13 protein-coding genes are annotated in these 17392 nt (G+C 71.9%); 3 read left to right on the top strand and 10 right to left on the bottom strand.

All coding sequences use genetic code 11. From position 1 onward, the window contains the following. Positions 1-593 (bottom strand): 2-oxoacid:acceptor oxidoreductase family protein (locus CHR28_RS02570; protein ID WP_179272289.1); only part of this gene is annotated, 593 nt, incomplete at its 3' end. Between the two features lie 280 nt (positions 594-873). On the opposite strand from CHR28_RS02570, the gene CHR28_RS02565 reads away from it, so the two are divergent. Then, entirely contained in the window at positions 874-1782 is a 909-nt protein-coding gene (locus CHR28_RS02565; RefSeq protein WP_218829457.1) for an LLM class flavin-dependent oxidoreductase, read from the top strand. A gap of 114 nt (positions 1783-1896) precedes the next feature. On the opposite strand, the gene CHR28_RS02560 is transcribed toward CHR28_RS02565, so the two are convergent. Beyond that, entirely contained in the window at positions 1897-3522 is a 1626-nt protein-coding gene (locus CHR28_RS02560) for an FAD-binding oxidoreductase (protein ID WP_094051778.1), read from the bottom strand. A gap of 386 nt (positions 3523-3908) precedes the next feature. On the opposite strand from CHR28_RS02560, the gene CHR28_RS02555 reads away from it, so the two are divergent. Next, on the top strand, positions 3909-4844 hold the full coding sequence (locus tag CHR28_RS02555) for an oxygenase MpaB family protein (protein ID WP_094051730.1): 936 nt from the start codon (positions 3909-3911) through the stop codon (positions 4842-4844). Between the two features lie 290 nt (positions 4845-5134). Here the strand turns inward: CHR28_RS02555 and CHR28_RS02550 are convergent, their stop codons facing one another. From CHR28_RS02550 to CHR28_RS02515, 8 genes are all read right to left on the bottom strand, one after another. Further along, positions 5135-6169 (bottom strand): Gfo/Idh/MocA family protein, encoded by a 1035-nt coding sequence (locus tag CHR28_RS02550; RefSeq protein ID WP_094051729.1) that lies wholly within the window; start codon positions 6167-6169, stop codon positions 5135-5137. Further along, positions 6166-6744: a dTDP-4-dehydrorhamnose 3,5-epimerase family protein gene (locus CHR28_RS02545; RefSeq protein WP_094051728.1), complete on the bottom strand. Its 579-nt coding sequence runs from the start codon at positions 6742-6744 to the stop codon at positions 6166-6168. Before CHR28_RS02545 ends, CHR28_RS02550 begins: the two co-directional genes overlap by 4 nt. Positions 6745-6789: 45 nt before the next feature. Next, a complete protein-coding gene (locus CHR28_RS02540; RefSeq protein ID WP_256984082.1) occupies positions 6790-7908 on the bottom strand; it encodes a nucleotide disphospho-sugar-binding domain-containing protein in 1119 nt (372 codons plus the stop codon). Continuing rightward, the gene (locus CHR28_RS02535) at positions 7905-9260 is read right to left on the bottom strand and encodes an FAD-dependent oxidoreductase (RefSeq protein WP_094051726.1); all 1356 of its coding nucleotides are present in this window, start codon (positions 9258-9260) and stop codon (positions 7905-7907) included. The genes CHR28_RS02540 and CHR28_RS02535 overlap by 4 nt, the downstream gene beginning before the upstream one ends. 31 nt (positions 9261-9291) lie before the next feature. After that, the gene (locus CHR28_RS02530; RefSeq protein ID WP_094051725.1) at positions 9292-10071 is read right to left on the bottom strand and encodes an SDR family oxidoreductase; all 780 of its coding nucleotides are present in this window, start codon (positions 10069-10071) and stop codon (positions 9292-9294) included. A gap of 61 nt (positions 10072-10132) precedes the next feature. Beyond that, positions 10133-11350, bottom strand: a complete 1218-nt coding sequence (locus CHR28_RS02525) for a class I SAM-dependent methyltransferase (RefSeq protein WP_094051724.1) — start codon at positions 11348-11350, stop codon at positions 10133-10135. 255 nt (positions 11351-11605) lie between these two features. Continuing rightward, a complete protein-coding gene (locus tag CHR28_RS02520) occupies positions 11606-13186 on the bottom strand; it encodes an MFS transporter (RefSeq protein ID WP_107473111.1) in 1581 nt (526 codons plus the stop codon). Positions 13187-13246: 60 nt separating this feature from the next. Next, entirely contained in the window at positions 13247-13831 is a 585-nt protein-coding gene (locus tag CHR28_RS02515; RefSeq protein WP_094051723.1) for an NADPH-dependent FMN reductase, read from the bottom strand. 241 nt (positions 13832-14072) lie between these two features. Between CHR28_RS02515 and CHR28_RS02510 the strand changes: the two genes are divergently transcribed. Next, complete coding sequence (locus tag CHR28_RS02510; protein WP_094051722.1) at positions 14073-17333, top strand: BTAD domain-containing putative transcriptional regulator; 3261 nt, start codon at positions 14073-14075, stop codon at positions 17331-17333. Positions 17334-17392: the final 59 nt, after the last annotated feature.

The raw sequence follows: 17392 nt of genomic DNA, 5'->3' as shown, positions 1-17392 counted from the left end.
AACTTCTCCGTGCCCTCCGTGGGCCGGTGATACATCCAGCTCAGCAAACCCAGCGCGAACATGTTCTTGCTGCGCTCGGCCTCCTTGCGGGTGAGATCGAACTCCTTCAGCGCCTCCACCGTCAGCGTCGTCAGCGGCACCGGATGCACGTGATAGCCGTCCAGCGACCCGTCCTCCAGCGGCGACACCTCATAGCCGACCTTCTGCATCGCCCGCCTGGTGAACTCGTCCGTGTTGACGATCACCTCCGCGCCGCGCGGCAGGTCCCCGATGTTCGCCTTCAGCGCCGCCGGGTTCATCGCGACCAGCACGTTCGGCGCGTCCCCCGGCGTCAGGATGTCGTGGTCGGCGAAGTGCAGCTGGAACGACGACACACCCGGCAGCGTCCCGGCAGGCGCCCTGATCTCGGCCGGGAAGTTCGGCAGCGTCGACAGGTCGTTCCCGAACGACGCCGTCTCCGAGGTGAAACGGTCACCGGTGAGCTGCATACCGTCACCCGAGTCCCCCGCGAACCGGATGATCACCCGGTCCAGACGCGTGACCGGCTTCCGCCCCTTGACGAGGTCGCCGGGTTCCTTGGCTGCAACAGTCATGTCGTTGTCACTCCAGAGTCGTCCTGACCACGAGCACCCACGAGTGGACCCCGTCGCGTGACTGCGGGGCAACGCGGTATCCAGGGCTTCGTCAAGTGTCCGCTCACGGGGCGCGCCCCGGCGGGGAGGCAAGCTGACATAGTGCGGCCTTCATTCCGGCCCGGCCCGCCCCGCGTCGCTAGGCTGCAACGGCCATCGCCATGCGGTCAGTCCACGGAGGGGTCCGGTGGTCCGCCCCCGGCGGTGGCGTTCCCATTCGTCATGTGACACGGAGGACGTCTTGCCAGCGATCAAAGTCGGCATCTCCCTGCCCACCATGGCCGATCTGGCGCCGAAGGGCTTCCCAGGCATAGCGGCCGGCGCCCGCCACGTCGAACAGGCCGGGCTGGACTCCGTGTCCGTGTCCGACTTCATCATGGGCAACGGCGCGCCGGCCCTGGAGGCCACCGTCGCGCTCTCGGCCGCCGCCGCCGTCACCACGCGGGTCGACCTGCGCTTCAGTCTGCTGGTGCTGCCGCTGCGGAACATCGCCTGGACCGCCGCCCAGATCGGCACGCTGCAGCATCTGTCCGGGAACCGGGTCATCCTCGGGGTCGGGTCGGGCGGAGCCCCCGGGACCCCGTTCTGGCAGGCCGTGGGCGCTGCGGCGGAGGGCCGCAACACACGGCTGGTGCGCTCCCTCGAGCTGCTGCCGGGGCTGCTCGCCGGCGAGGAGACGACGCTGCCGGACGGCACCGCTCTGACGCTCGCACCGGCCGTGCCGGTGCCGCCGGTGCTGGTCGGCGGCAACTCCGACAACGCGATCCGGCGGGCCGCGCGGCACGCGGACGGCTGGCTGCCGTCGGTGGTCTCCCCAGCGACGGTGGCCCGCGGTGTCGCGAAGTTGCGGGAGGCGGCCGAGGAGGCGGGGCGGCCCGCGCCGAGCACCACGGTGTGGCTGCACGCCGGGCTCGGTGACGAGGAGTCGGTGCGCTCCGCGCGGGCCGCGTTCGAGAAGAGCCTGGTGGACATGTACGGGCTGTCACCCGAGGAGGCGCCGCTGGTGCCGATCGGCGGCAGCCCGAAGGAGGCCGCGGAGCGGTTCGCCGCGTACGCGGAGGCCGGCGCCGACCATCTCGACCTCCTGGTCGACGGTGGTGACTGGGAGCGGCAGGTGGAGCTCATCGCGGAGGCACGCGCGCTGTTGTGAGGTCCGTTCCGTCCCGGTCGGGTCCTGGGTGACCGGCCGGGCGGACGCAGCGCGGAAGGGAGCGGGCTGTGCGACCCGGCCGGGTCGCACAGCCCGTTTCGTGTGGCGGGAGCGTCACCTGCCCGGCAGTTCGATGGACTGCCGGTGGCGGAAGACGTTGCGCGGGTCCCAGGCGGCCTTGACCTTCCGCAGCCGCGCATAGTTGTCCTTGTAGTAGAGCTGGTGCCAGGGGATGCCGGACTTGTTGAACTCGGGGTCGCTGAGGTCGTTGTCCGGGTAGTTGATGTAGCAGCCGTCGGTGACGTCGTTGGGCACGGGGACGCCGCCGGTGTCGGCGTACACGTCGCGGTAGATGTCGCGCAGCCAGGCGATGTTGGCCTCGTCCTGATCGGCGTGGTGCCAGTACGACTCGTAGAACATCACCAGGTGCGAGTCGCGGTGCGGCGCCGGGGTATCGTGCGGGCCCAGCTCGTTGATCCGGCCGCCGGCGGAAGCCAGCACGATGTAGCTGTAGGTGTTGTCGTAGTCCTTGCGGGTCAAGTGCTTGTACAGCGCGTCGATCTGGCGCTGGGGGAAGACGTCCTTGACGAACGCGGACTTGTGGAAGGTGCGCAGGTTCGGGTTGTTGAGGGTCTCACCGCCGGTGGTGCTGTAGGTGGTGGCCTTCATGAACGGCAGGTTCTGGGAGTCGTGCCAGTTCGGCCGGGCGCCCATGGCGTCGCTGAGGAAGTCGACGAACGCGTCCATCCGCTGCTGGGCACCGGGCTTGTCGGCGTCGATCTGCGCCACGAGGAAGAGGGTGCCGGCCGACACGTGGTTGAGGAACAGCCAGTGTCCGAGGTCCAGGTACTCCGAGTCGAGGGAGGCGTTGTCCTTGGACCACTGGCTGTACTTGCGCAGCAGGTTGGTGAAGCCGGCCTCGGTGATCTGCTCCCAGGGCCAGGTGACCTGGGTGTAGACGACCCGGGACGGCGGCCTGGGCAGCAGCCGGCTCGGGTCGTTGCCCTTGGCGCCGCGGCTGCGCAGCCAGTACCGGGTGACGATGCCGAAGTTGCCGCCGCCACCGCCGGCGAGCGCCCACAGCAGGTCGCGGTTCGGGTCGTTCGGCTCGCGCGTGGCCACGACGGCCCGCACCCGGCCCTTGCGGTCGACCGTGACGACCTCGGCGGCGTACACGTGGTCGATGACGATGCCGTGCGCCCGGGACAGGACGCCGTAACCGCCGCCCGCGAAGTGTCCGCCCGCGCCGACGCTGTGGCAGCCGCCGCCGGGGATCGTCACGCCCCAGCCGTTGTGCAGGGTCTCGTAGATGTCGAGGAGGGTGGCGCCGGGCTCGACGAAGAAGGCGCGCCGCCGCTCGTCGTAGCCGACCCGGTTCATCAGCCGCAGGTCGGCGATGATCTGGGCCTCCTTGTTGAAGACGAAGTCCTCGAAGCAGTGACCGCCGCTGCGCACCACGATCCGCTTGCCGGCCTCGACGGCCTCGCGCACCACCCGGACCACCTGCTGCGTGGTGGCGGGCAGCCGGACCGCCTCGGGGGTGCCGACGAGGCGGGCGTTCATGCCCGACACCATGTCGGCGTACCGGGGGTCACCGGGTCTGACGGTCGGGATCGCGCCGGAGGCGGTCTCGGGGGCCGCGTGCGCGGGCGACGGCGTACCGAGTGCGGTGACGGTCCCGGAGGTGGCCACAGCGGCGCCCGCTCCGGCCATGAACCGTCGCCTGTTCAACATACTCATCTGCAGCTCCATTCGGCGAGGGCGTCCTTGTGGGTTGCCAAGCGGCCCCAGCGTGCCCACGGCCCGGCGGGGCGGACACAGAAGCCCCGCATCTATGTCAAGTAGCCTCTCGGCCCGTCACGTTGAGGTGATGCGGGGCCGGGCCCGGTGACGCACTGTGGACGCGCCGGCCGGCTCTTGGTGCCGGGGGCGTGGTGCGCCGGTGGCCGACTTGACGCAGTCGCACGCGGCGCGGGGCGGACTGCGCCTGCTTCGGGCATGGTCGTTGCGCGGGAGCCGTCGTCCCGCTGCTCCCCCGCCACCGGCACGGGCGCGACGGCCGTACGGCCCGGGCGTCGGCCGACCCGCTGTTTTCCGAGGTGACCGGCGAGAGGAGAGGCCGCACCATGGCCATCGACAGGAACGAACGGTATGCCCGACTCCGGGAGATCCAGGGCATGGACGTCAAGGAGGAGTACAGCCGCATCTGGTGGCTCGACATGGGCTACGAGTTCCCGTGGGACTTCAGCGTCGCGGGCGCGCTGGCGTTCTGCAACAGTGTCGCGCCGCCCCACATGGCCGCGCTCCTGGTGCGCACCGGGGAGCTGACCCACAACACGCAGCGGCGCATGGAGCACTTCGCCCTCATCAGCCTGGAAATGGTGCGGCGCGGGTTCAAGGACGAGCGCGGCCGGGCGGCGGTCCGGCAGATGAACCGCATCCACAAGAACGCGGTCCGCCACATCAGCGACGAGAAGCAGCAGTGGAGCATCAGCAACGAGGAGTACCTCTTCGTCCTCGCCACCAGCATGCTCATCCAGATCCGCTGGGTGGACCGGTACGGCTGGCGGCCGCTGACCGACCAGGAGCGGACCGCGGCGTACCTGCACATGCGGGAGCAGGGCGAATTCATGGGCCTGAAGGACATCCCGGGCTCGTACGAGGAGTTCGCCCGGTTCCACGACGAGTACGTCGAGCGGACGTTCGCGTACTCGCCGGAGGCCGTGACGCTGTGGCAGGTGCTGCGGAACACGGTCATCGAGCCGATGGCGGCCTGGCTCCCGAAGCGGCTCCAGCCGCTGGGACGCAAGGTGGCGGCGGCGGCACTGCCCGCGCTGCTGACCCCGCACATGCGCAAGGCGTTCGGCGTGTCCGAGCCGTCGCGGCTGCTGCGGCTGGCGGTGGACGCCGCGCTCAAGGTGCGGGCGGCCTATGTGCGCCGGCAACCGCCGCGTACGGAGGCCGCCTACCCCGATCCGCTGCCCACGCCCAGCTTCCCCACGGGTGAGTTCAAGATGGAGGAGCTGGGGCCCGCGCACACGGTCGGGGGTAACGCCGGCTGAGCGCCGCCCCCGCCGGGTCGCCACGGCCGCAGTCCTCTGACCGCCCCCGCCGGGTCGCCACGGCCGCGATCCTCCGACCGCCCCGCCGGGTCGCCACGGCCGCGATCCTCCGACCGCCCCGCCGGGTCGCCACGGCACGGTCGCCCCTTGGCCGGCCCGCGCGATCCGGCCTCCGGGGCCGGCCCCGTGACCGGCCCCGCGCGCCCGCCCCATCTCTCCACCTCATGACCGAGCGGCACACGGTCGGACCGTGTGCCGCTCGGTCGTGTGCGCGCCGCCCGGCGCGGCACTCAGTCGCTCGGCACCGGCGTCGGAGCCGGCGCCGAGGCCCGGGCCGCCGCAGAGGCCGAAGCCGCGGCCGCGCTGTCGAGGATGTCGCGCAGCAGCCGGGCCTGCTCCAGCGTGGCCCGCTCGTGCTCGCTGTCCACGGCGCCGCGACGCACCGCCTCGGCGAACGCCTCGACGGTGTTGGCCACTTGGTCCTCGGGCTCCAGCCGCAGTTCCCGGCTGCCGGACGAGTCGTCGAGCCGGAGCACGGGGACGTGGTCGGCGGGCGGGGTGAACGCCATGTCGAGGGTCAGCCGGCCGGAGCTGCCGCCGATCTCGTAGGAGCTGCGATAGGCGTGGTCGAGGCCGTAGGACAGCTGGACACCGACGCCGTCGCCGGGCCGGCGCAGCAGGGCGGCCCCGGAGGTGTCGACGTCGAAGGCGGCGGCGGCCGTGGTGACGGCGCCCACGACGGTCAGGCCGGTGCCGAGCAGGAGCTGCGCGGCGCGCACCGGGTAGACGCCGGTGTCCCACAGGGCGCCGCCGCCCAGGTCCGGGCGGTAGCGGATGTCTCCGGCCGGGCGCCGGGGCACGGTGAACGTCGCCTGGAACAAGCGCGGTTCCCCGATGGCGCCCTCGGCGACGAGCCGGCGCACCCGAGCGTGCTGGCCGTGGTGGACGAACATGACGTTCTCCATCAGGACCAGGCCGCGGCGGCGGGCCAGCGCGAACAGGTCCGCGCCGGCCTCCGGGGAGGTGCTCAGCGGTTTCTCGGCCAGCACGTGCTTGCCCGCGCGCAGGGCCTCCTCGACCCACTCGGCGTGCAGGGCGAGCGGCAGCGGGACGTAGACGGCGTCCACGTCGCCGTCCTCGATCAGCCGGGCGTAGTCGGGCAGCACCCGCGCGCCGTAGGGTGCTGCGGCCGCCGCGCCGCGGTCCGGGTCCCGCGAGGCGATCGCGGCGACCTCGAAGGCCGCCGAGCGGGCGAAGGCCGGCAGCATCCGGCGGCGCGCGATCTCCGCGCTGCCGAGCACGCCGACGCGAAGGACATCCGTCACGGTGTCTCCTGGTTCCAGCGGGGCAGCACCCCGGCGGCCAGGGTCTGCGCGAGGCCGGGCGCGGCCCTGTCCTTCGGGGACATCAGGGGTTCCTCGGTGAGGTCCCAGGGCAGGGCCAGTTCGGGATCGAAGGGGTCGATGTCGATCTGGGTGCCCGGTTCGTAGACGGTCGACATCACGTAGCAGATGCAGGTGTCGTCGCTGAGGGCCACGAAGCCGTGGCCCACGCCCTCGGGGATGTAGAGGGAGCGGCCGGAGGACGCGTCGAGGGTGCAGACGTGGTGCTGTCCGAAGGCGGGTGAGCCGATGCGCAGGTCGACGATGATGTCGCGCAGCGCGCCGCGTACGCAGCTGACGTACTTGGCCTGCCCGGGCGGTACGGCCACCGTGTGGATGCCGCGCAGGGTGTTGCGGCGGGACACGGAGTAGCTGATCTGCCGGGGCACGAACGGCTCACCCAGCACCTTCTCGAGTTTGTCGGCGCGCATGCCCTCCCAGAAGGCGCCGCGCTCGTCCGGCAGTTGCTCGGGGGTCACCAGATACGCCCCCGGGATCGACGTCGCGGCGATACGCACCGCGTTCTCCTCTCCTGTCGCAGGGCAGGGGGCCTGCCGACCGGTTCAGGTCCGGTCGGCCACCAGGCGCTCCAGGTCGCGGACGATCTCGTGGGCCGGGGGCAGCTGGGCCATCTCCCGGGAGATCTCCCGCGCCCGCTCGCGGTACGAGGGTTCCTTCAGCAGCAGCTCGCAGGCCGCGTTGATCTCCTCGTAGCCGCCCGACTCGACCAGGGTGGCGGCGCCGTAGTCGACGATCCGGCGAGTGGCGGTGGTGGGGTACTCGGGGTGGGCGATCAGCTGCGGGACGCCGGCGTGCAGGGCGGTCATGTCGGTGCCGCCGCCCCCATGGTGGATGATGACGTCGCAGGTGGGGGCCAGTACGTCGAGCGGCACCCAGCCGACGCGCGCCTCGGGCACCTCGTCGCGCAGTTCCGCGGCGACGACCTCGGGGGCGCCGACCACGACCTCGGCGCCGAGCTTGCCGACGCTGCGCGCCATGTCGCGCAGTCCCTCGCCGCTGAACAGCCGGGTCCCGGCGGTGATGTAGACGCGGGGGCGGTCGCCCTTGGTGTACATCCACGGCTCCAGCGGCTTCTGGGGGTTGCCCGGGACCCAGCGCATGAGCTTGGCGGGGACCGCGTCGGCGGGCCGCAGGCTGGGCGGACAGACGTCGAGCCACAGGTCGGGGTCGGGCAGCTTCTGCAGGCCCAGTTCGGCGAGGACGGGGGCGAGCACGGGCTCGGCGCCCGGGTCGTAGGCACGGGAGTCGATGCGGTCCCATTCCAGGCGCACGCAGGGGATGTCCAGGTGGTCGGCGAGCAGCGGGGCGGTGTAGAACATGCCGCCGCCGACGACGAGGTCGGGGCGCCAGTGGTCGGCCAGGTCGAGCAGGCGGTCCAGGCTGTCCACGGCGATCTCGGCGTAGACCCGGCCCACCGCCTTGAGCTGCTCGGCCGGGTCGTCCGGCATGGCGCCCATGAAGGCGCTGACCTCCTCCATCGACACCGGGGAGATCTTCACGGCGGGCAGGCCGACGCTGGCGATGTTGGGCAGCACCCAGTCGATGCCGCCCATGAACACCTGGTGCCCGGCATTGCGCACGGCCGTGGCGAGCGGGGTGTGGGAGAAGATCGGGTAAGGGCTGTTTCCGGGGATGAAGAGGACCTTCATGGTCTGTCTCAACCTGCCTTCGTGAGTGCCGCGGCGGCCCGGACTCCCGAGAGCATCGCGGCTTCCGTCGTAGGGGAGTTGAAGTAGTCGCCGGCGAAGACGACCGGAGGCCGCTGCTCCTTCAGGACCGTCACGGAGCGGCGGTAGCGGCCCGGTGCGGGGATGGGGAACCCGTAGGGCCGCTCCGCGATCTGGAACGGCTCGGCGCTCTCCACCGGGAACTGCGGCCACAGCGACGTCAGCAGCTTGGTCACCTCGGCGAACTGCTCCTCGGCGGGACGGCCGAGCAGGCGGCGGGTGTTGGCGCGGCCGGGGTAGGTGAACACGAGGAGCTTCTCGACGGGCCGTCCCCGCTCGTCCCGCACCGTGCGCGGGTAGGTGATCATGTTGCGCAGGGGCGGGTCCTCGGGGCCGCCGGCCACGATGTGCGCCTCGGCGGGCAGGGTGCCCCTGTCGACCAGGAACGAGACGGACAGGGCCGGCTCGTACTTCTGCGTCTCCAGGAACCGGCGGGTCTCCTGGCCCACGGTCTGCGCGGGCAGGGCGGCGACGAGTTTGGCCGCGATCGGCGCGGGCGTGGCCACGACGACCTCGTCGAAGGTCTCGGTGACCGGGGTGCCGTCCGGGCCGACGGCGCCGACGACGACGCCGGTGCCGTTCTGCTGGATGCCGGTGACCTCGTGCGACAGCCGCAGCTCGGCTCCCTCGGCGTTCTTCTCGGCGAGGATCTCCATGCCGTTGCGCAGCACGTAGAAGCCGGAGCCGCCCATCCAGGCGAGCAGGGCGCGGGCGTGGACGGCGGAGATCTCCTCACAGGCGAAGTTCCAGAAGCCCTCGATCTGGGGGCGCAGCAGGAAGTCGAAGCCACGCTTGGACACCCGCTTGCAGCCCCAGTCGGCGGCGCTCTGTCCGTCGTCGAACGGGGCCGACTTGACCGGGTCGAACAGGTCGAGCTTCTTCTTGCGCGCGACTTGGGCGAGGGTCGTCAGCAGGAAGGCGACCCGGTCGCGCAGCTTCACGTGCCGGTAGGTGAGCAGGCTGAGCGGGGAGTCGGAGGAGAGCGGCACGGCCTTGCCGTGGTCGGAGATCCAGACGTTGCTGGAGATCCGGACCAGCTCGTCCTCCAGCCCGTACTCCTTGATGAGCTGGGTCATCAGCTTGTAGAAGCTGACGTACATCAGGTTGATGCCGACGTCGGGCTCGATCTCCGGGCGGTGCCAGGAGCGGGCCCGGCCGCCGAGTCCGTCCGCCGCCTCGAAGACGACCACCTCGCGGCCGCCGCGCAGCAGTTGGCGGGCGGCGGCGCAGCCGGCCATGCCACCGCCGATCACCGCGGTCCTGGTGCGTTGTGTGCGACTGGTCATCGCTTCACCTCCGTCTGCTGGTCCGACCGGGTCAGTGTTCGACGATCTCGTCGTGCGGCCACTCCAAACCCTGACCGAGACCGCCGTCGACGGGCAGGTCGACGCCGGTGGTGAAGGTGGCGTCGAAGGCGAGGAAGAGCACCGCGTCGGCGACCTCCTCAGGGGTGCCGAAGCGGCGCATGGGGGTCAGCTCGACGCCCTCCTTGATGTTGGCGGCGCGCAGTTCGTCGGAGATCTCGGCGATGCCCATGGTGGGGGTGTCGGTGAAGCCGGGGCTGACCGTGTTGACGCGGATGCCACGGGGCAGCAGCTCGGAGGCGAAGACCTTGGAGAAAGCGCGGATGGCGGACTTCATGCCGGTGCCGACGCTGGTGGCGACGAAGCCCATGCCGACGGCGACGGCGGTGGTGAAGACGAACGAGCCGCCGTTCTTGACCAGGGGCGCGAGCCGCTGCGCGGTGAAGAAGGCGCCCTTGGTGTTGGTGTCGAACATGCGGTCGTAGGTTTCCTCGCTGACCTGGCTGAGGGAACCGAACTTCAGGTAACCGACGTTGACGAAGACGAAGTCGACCTCGCCCAGCGTCTCCCCGACCGCCTTGCCGAGGGCGTCGATGTCGGCCATGCTCGCCGCGTCGGAGCGCAGCACGTGGGCGCGCGGGCCGAGTTCGGCGCGGGCGGCCTCGATGTTCTTCTCGTTGAGACCGGTGAGCAGCACCTCCGCTCCGCCGTCGATGAGCTTCTTCACCACGGCCATGCCGATGCCGTGCGTACCGCCGGTGACCACGGCCTTCTTGCCGGCGTACTTGTTCATGACACCTTCCGGTTGGAGATCGGGGGCCTTCCCGGCCCGTTGTGTGGTCCCTGGCGGGAGATCAGACGATGTGGACGTCGGGCACGTAGAGGATCCACTTGCCGCCCGCGGCCCGGAACTCCCGTTCCTTCGCCAGGATTTCCTCGGCGTGGTTCCAGGCGAAGAGCAGGGCGTAGTCGGGGTAGGGCTGGGAGAACTGCTCGGACGGCCGGATGGGGATGTGCGTGCCCGGGGCGAGCCGGCCCTGCTTGGCGGGGGTGTTGTCGCAGATGAACGGGACCAGGTCGGGGCCGATCCCGCAGTAGTTGAGCACGGTGGCGCTCTTGGCGGTGGCGCCGTAGCCGACCACGGAGTGCCCCTGCTCGCGCAGTTCGGTGAGCAGCCGCACCAGGTCGCGGCAGCTCTTCTTCACGTGCTGGGCGAAGCGGTGGTAGGTCTCCGGCCGGCTCAGGCCCGCCTCGCGCTCGCGCTCGATGTGCTCGGTGACGGCCGCGGAGACGGTCCGCCGCCCGGGCCGGGCGATGGTGTACCGCATGGACCCGCCGTGCACGGACAGCGGCTCGGCGTCGGCCAGTTCGAAGCCGAAGCGCCGGGCCATGGCCTGCACGGAGCCGACCGAGAAGAGGTAGAAGTGCTCGTCGTAGATCTGGTCGAAGGCGTTCTGCCCGATGATCGAGCCCAGGTAGCGGTCCTCGATGACGAAGACGCCGTCGGGGCCGAGCAGTGCGTCCACGCCCCGGAACACCGAGTCGATGTAGGCGATGTGGCTGACGGTGTTCGCGGAGAAGATCACGTCGGCGGGTCCGTCGGACGCGGCGATGTCGCGTGCGCTGGAGTCCTGGAAGAAGTCCGTGCGCACCCGCACGCCCGCGGCCTTGGCGAACTCGGCGACCTGCGCGGAGGGGTCGACGCCGAGGTGGCGCACGCCTGCCCGGCCGATCGCCTTCAGCATGGTCCCGTCGTTGGAGCCGATCTCCACCACGAAGGGGTCGTCGCCGGCGAGTTCGCCCTCCAGCAGCCGGTGCGCGTACTTCTCGAAGTGCTCGCGCATCACGGCCGAGCCCGCCGAGCGGTACGGGTAGTCCTCGTGGAACATCTTCTCGCGGGGCACCTCTTCGATGAGCTGCACCATGGTGCACTCGGTGCAGACACCGGCGGCAAGCCGGAAGTAGAACTCGCTGCCCGCCGTCTCCGGCAGCACGAAGGAATCGGAGACGGGCTGCCGGCCGAAGTCGAAGAACTCGTCGACCGGGCCACCGCAGATTCGGCATGGGACCATGGACGGATTCCTTTGCGTGTCGAAGGCGGGCGGATTTGACGCGCCGGGGAACGCGAGCGCGCGAAGCCATGCTGTCGACGGCCGCGGTGGGGGTCCATCAGCGGACCGCCTCATGTGTCAGGTCAGCGGGATGCCCCGGCACGGAGACACGGCGCGGAGACACGGCGCGGAGACACGGCGCGGAGACACGGCGCGGAGACACGGCGCGGGCCCTTCGCCGGGGTGGCGAAGGGCCCGCGCCGGGACGTCCGGCCGTCAGGAACCGGCCGGGACGGACTCCTGCCGGGCGGCTGCCGGCCCGTCCTCGGCCGGCGGGGTGCCGCCCACCTTGCGCAGCAGGGTCACCGCAAGCACCGCGGTGACGGCGATGAGCGAGGCGCAGACGACACCGACGACGTTCAGCCCGCCGGTGTACGCCTCGCGCGCCGCGGCCAGCACCTGGTCGCGCAGGTCCGAGGGCAGCTCCTGGGCGGCGACGATCGCGCCTTCCATGCCGCCGCGCACCGCCTCGGCCTGCTCGGCCGGTACACCCTGCGGAACGGTGATGTCCCCGCGGTAGAGCGCGGTGCCCAGGCTGCCGAACGCCGCGACGCCGAGCGAGACGCCGAACTCGCCGCTGGTCTCGGACAGGGAGGCGGCGGATCCGCCCTTCTCCGGCGGGGCGGAGCTGACCACGAGGTTGGTGCCCAGAGCGCCGATCGGCCCCGTACCGAAGAAGGCGATCACGAAGCCGGTGATCAGCAGCGGCAGACCGCCCACCGGGTCCACGAAGGCGACCAGGAGGTAGCCGACGGTCGTCAGGGCGAGACCGCCGCCGATCACCAGGCCCATGGGCAGCCGCTTGGTCAGGCTGGGGGCGATCATCGCCGCGACGATCGAGGCGAGAGCCGACGGCACCATCCACAGGCCGGCGGCGGTGGGCGACAGGCCCTCGACCATCTGCAGGAAGCCGGTGATGAACAGGTAGCTGCCGCCCATGGTGGCCATCGCCAGCATCAGCACGAGCAGCGCCGAGGTGAAGGCGCCGGAGCGGAACAGGCGCAGGTCGAGCAGCGGGTGCGTCAGCCGGGTCTGGCGGCGGACGAAGACCACGCCGACGGCCAGGCCGGCCGCGATCACCAGCAGGGGCAGCGGCTGCCAGCCGTAGCGGGCGATCTCCTTGAGGCCGAAGATGACCGGCAGGATGGTGCCCAGGGAGAGCGCGACGCTGAACAGGTCGAGCCGGCCGCCGTCGGGGTCACGGTACTCGGGGAGCAGGACGGGACCCGCGATCAGCAGGACGACCATGACCGGGACGCCGAGCAGGAAGACCGAGCCCCACCAGAAGTAGTCCAGCATCACGCCGCCGATCATGGGGCCGAGCGCGGTGCCCGCCATGAAGCAGCTCGCCCACACCGCGATGGCCCGTCCGCGCTGCCCCGGGTCCTGGAACATGTTGCTGATCAGCGCGAGCGTGGAGGGCATCAGGGTGGCCGCGGCGACACCGAGCAGCGCTCGGGTGGCGATCAGCATCTCGGCGCTGGTGGAGTAGGCCGCCAGCAGTGAGGTGGCGCCGACGAAGGTGGCACCGATCAGCAGCAGCCTGCGCCGGCCGATCCGGTCGCCGAGCGTTCCCATGGTGACCAGGAAACCGGCGATCATGAAGCCGTAGATGTCCATGATCCACAGCGTCTGGGTGCCGGTGGGGTTCAGGGACTCCGCCAGGTGCGGCAGTGCGAGGAACAGCACGCTCTGATCGAGCGCCAGCAGCAGCGTGGGCAGGGCGAGCACGGCGAGACCGAGCCACTCACGGGTCCCTGCCTTCACCGGCGTCGCCGGGGAGACATGAGATGACATGGGTGTCCTTCCAGGGTCGGGGACGGTGTGGTGCGGACCACGGGAACGGTGCGGGGAGCGTCAGCCGGGGTAGGGCCGTTCGGCCCGCGCGTCGCGCAGGGTGCGTCCCCACCAGGTCAGCTGGTCGAGCATCGTCTTGGCGGCGGCCTCGCACTCCGTGGCGTTCACCAGCCGGCCCTGCTCGTCGAAGCGGTTCCAGTACTCGGGGAAGGCGACGGAGTCCCGGACCGTCACGGCGTGCAGACCGGGCAGGATCTCGCGCAGATGGGCGACGGCGCGCAGACCGCCGGCGATGCCGCCGTAGGAGACGAACGCGACCGGCTTGGCCTTCCACTCGTCGACGTACCAGTCGATGGCGTTCTTCAGCGAGGCGGGGAAGCTGTGGTTGTACTCCGGGGTCACGATGATGAACGCGTCGGCGCGGGCCAGCCACGGCGCCAGGTCCTGGACGGCGGCCGGCCGCTCGGCGTGCTCGTCCGCCGGCAGTACGTCGGGCAGCCACACTTTCGCCAGGTCGATCACGTCGACGGCGAGATCCTCGCGTTTGGCCGCCTCGTCCGCGATCCAGCGGGCCGCCGTGGGCCCGAATCGGCCGTTGCGGATGCTGCCGATGATGACGGACACCCGCAGTTTCGGCTCAGGCATGGTTCCCCTCCGTGGGCTCGGGTCCTCGGCTCCCACGCTGCCCGGCACCGCTCCCGGCCCACTCCCGGTCCGCTCTCGGCCTCTCTCGGGCCTCTCGGTCTTCCCGCCTTCTCGGCCTTCTCGGCCTTCTCGGTCTGAGCCTCTTGGTCGGCGCGACCCGTCGTCCCCGGTCGGTCGCTCCCGGTCGTCTTCGCGTCGCATCGTCCTGTCGCGGGCCGTCCGGTTCGGCTAGCGTGATCACATGCGTTTCGGGGTGCTCGGCCCGCTGGCGGTGTGGACGGACGAGGGGCGGCCGGTGCGGGTGCCGGAGCTGAAGGTGCGTGCTCTGCTCACCGCGCTGTTGATCCACCGTGGCCGGCCCGTGTCCGTGGACCGGCTGATCGACGACCTGTGGGGCGAGCAGCTGCCGAGCAATCCCGCCGGTGTCCTGCAGAACAAGGTGTGGCAGCTGCGCCGGGCCTTGGAGGACGCCGAGCCCGGCGGCAGGGACCTGGTGGTCTCCCGCCCGCCCGGCTACGAGCTCGTGGTCCCGCCCGGGTCCGTCGACGCCGACCGCTTCCTCGACCTGACGGCCCGCGCCCCCCACAGCGCCGATCCCCGCACCCGGACGAACCTGCTGACCGAGGCGCTGGCCCTGTGGCGGGGGCCGGCGTTCGCCGACTTCGTCGACGAGGAGTTCGCCCGCACCGCCGCCGACCGCCTGGAGGAGCAGCGGCTGACGGCGCTGGAGGAGCAGGCCGAGGCCCGGCTTGAGCTCGGCGAGCACGCGCTGGTCGCCGACGAGTTGGCGGATCTGGTGGGGGCGCATCCGCTGCGGGAACGGCTGCGTACGGCCCACATCCGCGCCCTGTATCTCGCCGGCCGGCAGAGCGCCGCCCTCACCAGCTACGAGGAGCTGCGCGAGCGGCTCGCGGAGGAGCTGGGCGTGGACCCCTCCCCCGAGCTGGCCGCGCTGCACCAGGCGATCCTCACCCAGAGCCCGGCCCTGGCGGCCGCGCCGTCGCCGAGCACCACCGCGGCCCGGCCGCCGACGAACCTGCCCGCCCCGCCGGTCGACCTGATCGGCAGGGACGCGCTGATCGAGCGGTTGCGCGCACTCGTCGGCCGGCACCGGCTGGTGACCCTCACCGGCTCGGGCGGCGTGGGCAAGACCCAGCTCGCCCTGGCGACCGCGGCCGCGGTCGGCCCGGAGTTCCCCGGCGGTGTCTGGCTGGCGGAGTTCGCCTCCCTCGACCGCTCCGCCACGTCGGCCACGGAGGTGCACGAGGTGGTCGAGGCGGTGCTCGGCGTGCGCGACGACATCACCTCCTCCCCCTCCCCCGACGGTGACCCGCTCTCCTCCACCGCGCGGGTGGTGCACGCCCTCGGCGACGAGCCGGCCCTGCTGGTCCTCGACAACTGCGAGCATGTCGTCGAGCCGGTGGCCGAGTTGGCGGCACGGCTGCTCAGAGCGGCGCCGCGGCTGCACATCATGACCACCAGCCAGACCTCGCTCAGCGTGGGCGGCGAGCAGCTCGTGGAGGTGCCTCCGCTGGACCTGCCGCGGTCCGCCGCCGGCCTGGGCACCGAGGACGTGCTGCGGTTCAGCGCCGTCGAGCTGTTCGCGGCGCGGGCCGCCGCGGCCGCGCCCCGCTTCCGGCTGAGCGAGGAGACCATCGCCCCCGTGGTCTCCGTCTGCCGCCGCCTCGACGGCATCCCGCTGGCACTGGAGATGGCGGCCACCCGGGTGCGCGTCCTGGGCGTGCAGGAGCTGGCCGCCCGTCTCGACGACCGGTTCACGCTGCTGGCCGCCGGGACCCGCGACGCCCCGGCGCGCCACCGCACGCTGCGCGCGGTCATCGACTGGAGCTGCGGCCTGCTGAGCACCCGGGAGCGCGCGGTGCTGCACCGCCTGGCCGTGCACGCCGACGGCTGTTCGCTGGCGGCGGCGGAGGAACTGTGCGCGGGTGCCGGCGTGGACCACACGGAGGTGCTGGACCTGCTGGCCCGTCTGGTGGACTGCTCCCTGGTGGTCATGAGCGACGGCGTCGACGGGCCGCGCTACCGGCTGCTGGAGTCCGTCACCGCGTACTGCCTGGAGCAGGTGCGCGAGAACGGTGAGCTGGAAGCCCTGCGGCTGCGTCACCGCGCCTACTACACCGCGTTCGCCGAGCGGGCCAGGCCGCATCTGCGCGGCCACGGGCAGCGGGAGTGGCTGCGCCGGCTCGACAGCGAGACGGCGAACCTGCGCACCGCGCTGGAGAGCGCCCTGCACAGCGGGGACGGTGAGCGGGCCCTGCGGCTGGTCAACGCCCTGGCGTGGTACTGGCACCTGCGCGGCCGCAACCGCGAGGCGGAACGTTCCCTGACCGCGGCGCTCGCCCTGGTGCCGCGGACGCCGGTCACCCCGGCCGTCGCCGAGGCACGGGCCTGGCTGGGCGGGACCAGGCTGCTCCTCGGCGGCGGCAAGGACCCGCTCGCCGAGTACCGCGCCGCGCTGCGCCCCTACGAGGAGCTGGACGACCCCGGCGGCGAGGCGCACGCCCAGTGGTTCCTGGGGTCCAACCTGTACGGCGTCGGGGATCTGGGGCCCAGCGAGGAGCTGGTCGAGCGGGCGCTGATGACGTTCCGGTCGCTGGAGGACCGCTGGGGCACGGCGGCGGCACTGAGCAGCCGGGCGTTCATCGCCAAGCTGCGCGGCGAGTTCGGCGCGCTGCGCAGGTACGGCGAGCAGAGCCTGGAGATCTTCCGCGAACTGGGCGACCGGTGGGGGCAGTTGCGGGCCATGGTGCCGCTGCAGACGCTGGCCGAGGTGGTCGGGGACTACCCGCAGGCCGGGCGGCTGCTGCGCGACGGGCTGCGCGTGGCGGAGGACCTGGAGCTGTGGCCCGAGGTGTCGTTCCACCTCTCGGGGCTGGGACGGATCTCCCTGCTCACCCGGGACTACGCGATGGCCCGCGAGTACCACGAGCGGGCCCGGCGGCTCGCCGTGGAGCAGTCCGACGACTTCGGCGAGCAGTTCGCCGAGATCGGACTCGCCATGGGGGCCCGCCGGGAGGGCGACCTGGACACCGCCGAGCGTCACCTGCGCAACGTGCTCGACGTGCACCGGCGCATGGGCTACCAGCCCGGCGTGCCCTCGCTGATCCTCGCCGAGCTCGGGTTCGTCGCGGAGTTGCGCGGTGACCCTTGCACCGCCCTGGAGTTGCAGCGGGACGGCCTGAGAGTGGCGCAGGAGTCGGGTGATCCCCGCGCGGTCGCCCTGGGTCTGGAGGGTCTGGCCGGGGCGGAGCTCCTGGCGGGCCGCGCCGAGCGGGCGGCGTGCCTGCTCGGCGCGGCCGCAGCGGCCCGGGCACGCGTGGGCACTCCCCTGCCCGAGGGCGAGCGGGACGACGTGGACCGGATCGCGGCGGGCGCCCGTGAGCGTCTGGGCGAGGGGCGGTTCACCGCCGCCTGCGAACGGGGCGGAGCGCTGAGCCCCGAGGAGGCGGCGCAGGAGACGCCGGCCGGCGAACAGGTGTGACCCTCGGGCCGTGCGGCCGGGCCCGCGCCAGGGCCCGCACGGATCGTCCTTCCGGCATG

It is taken from the genome of Streptomyces sp. XY006 (assembly GCF_002237655.1).
Taxonomy (GTDB): Bacteria; Actinomycetota; Actinomycetes; order Streptomycetales; family Streptomycetaceae; genus Streptomyces; species Streptomyces levis.
The sequence above is the reverse complement of the archived record's forward strand: the minus strand, read 5'-3'. Positions and strand labels throughout refer to the sequence as shown.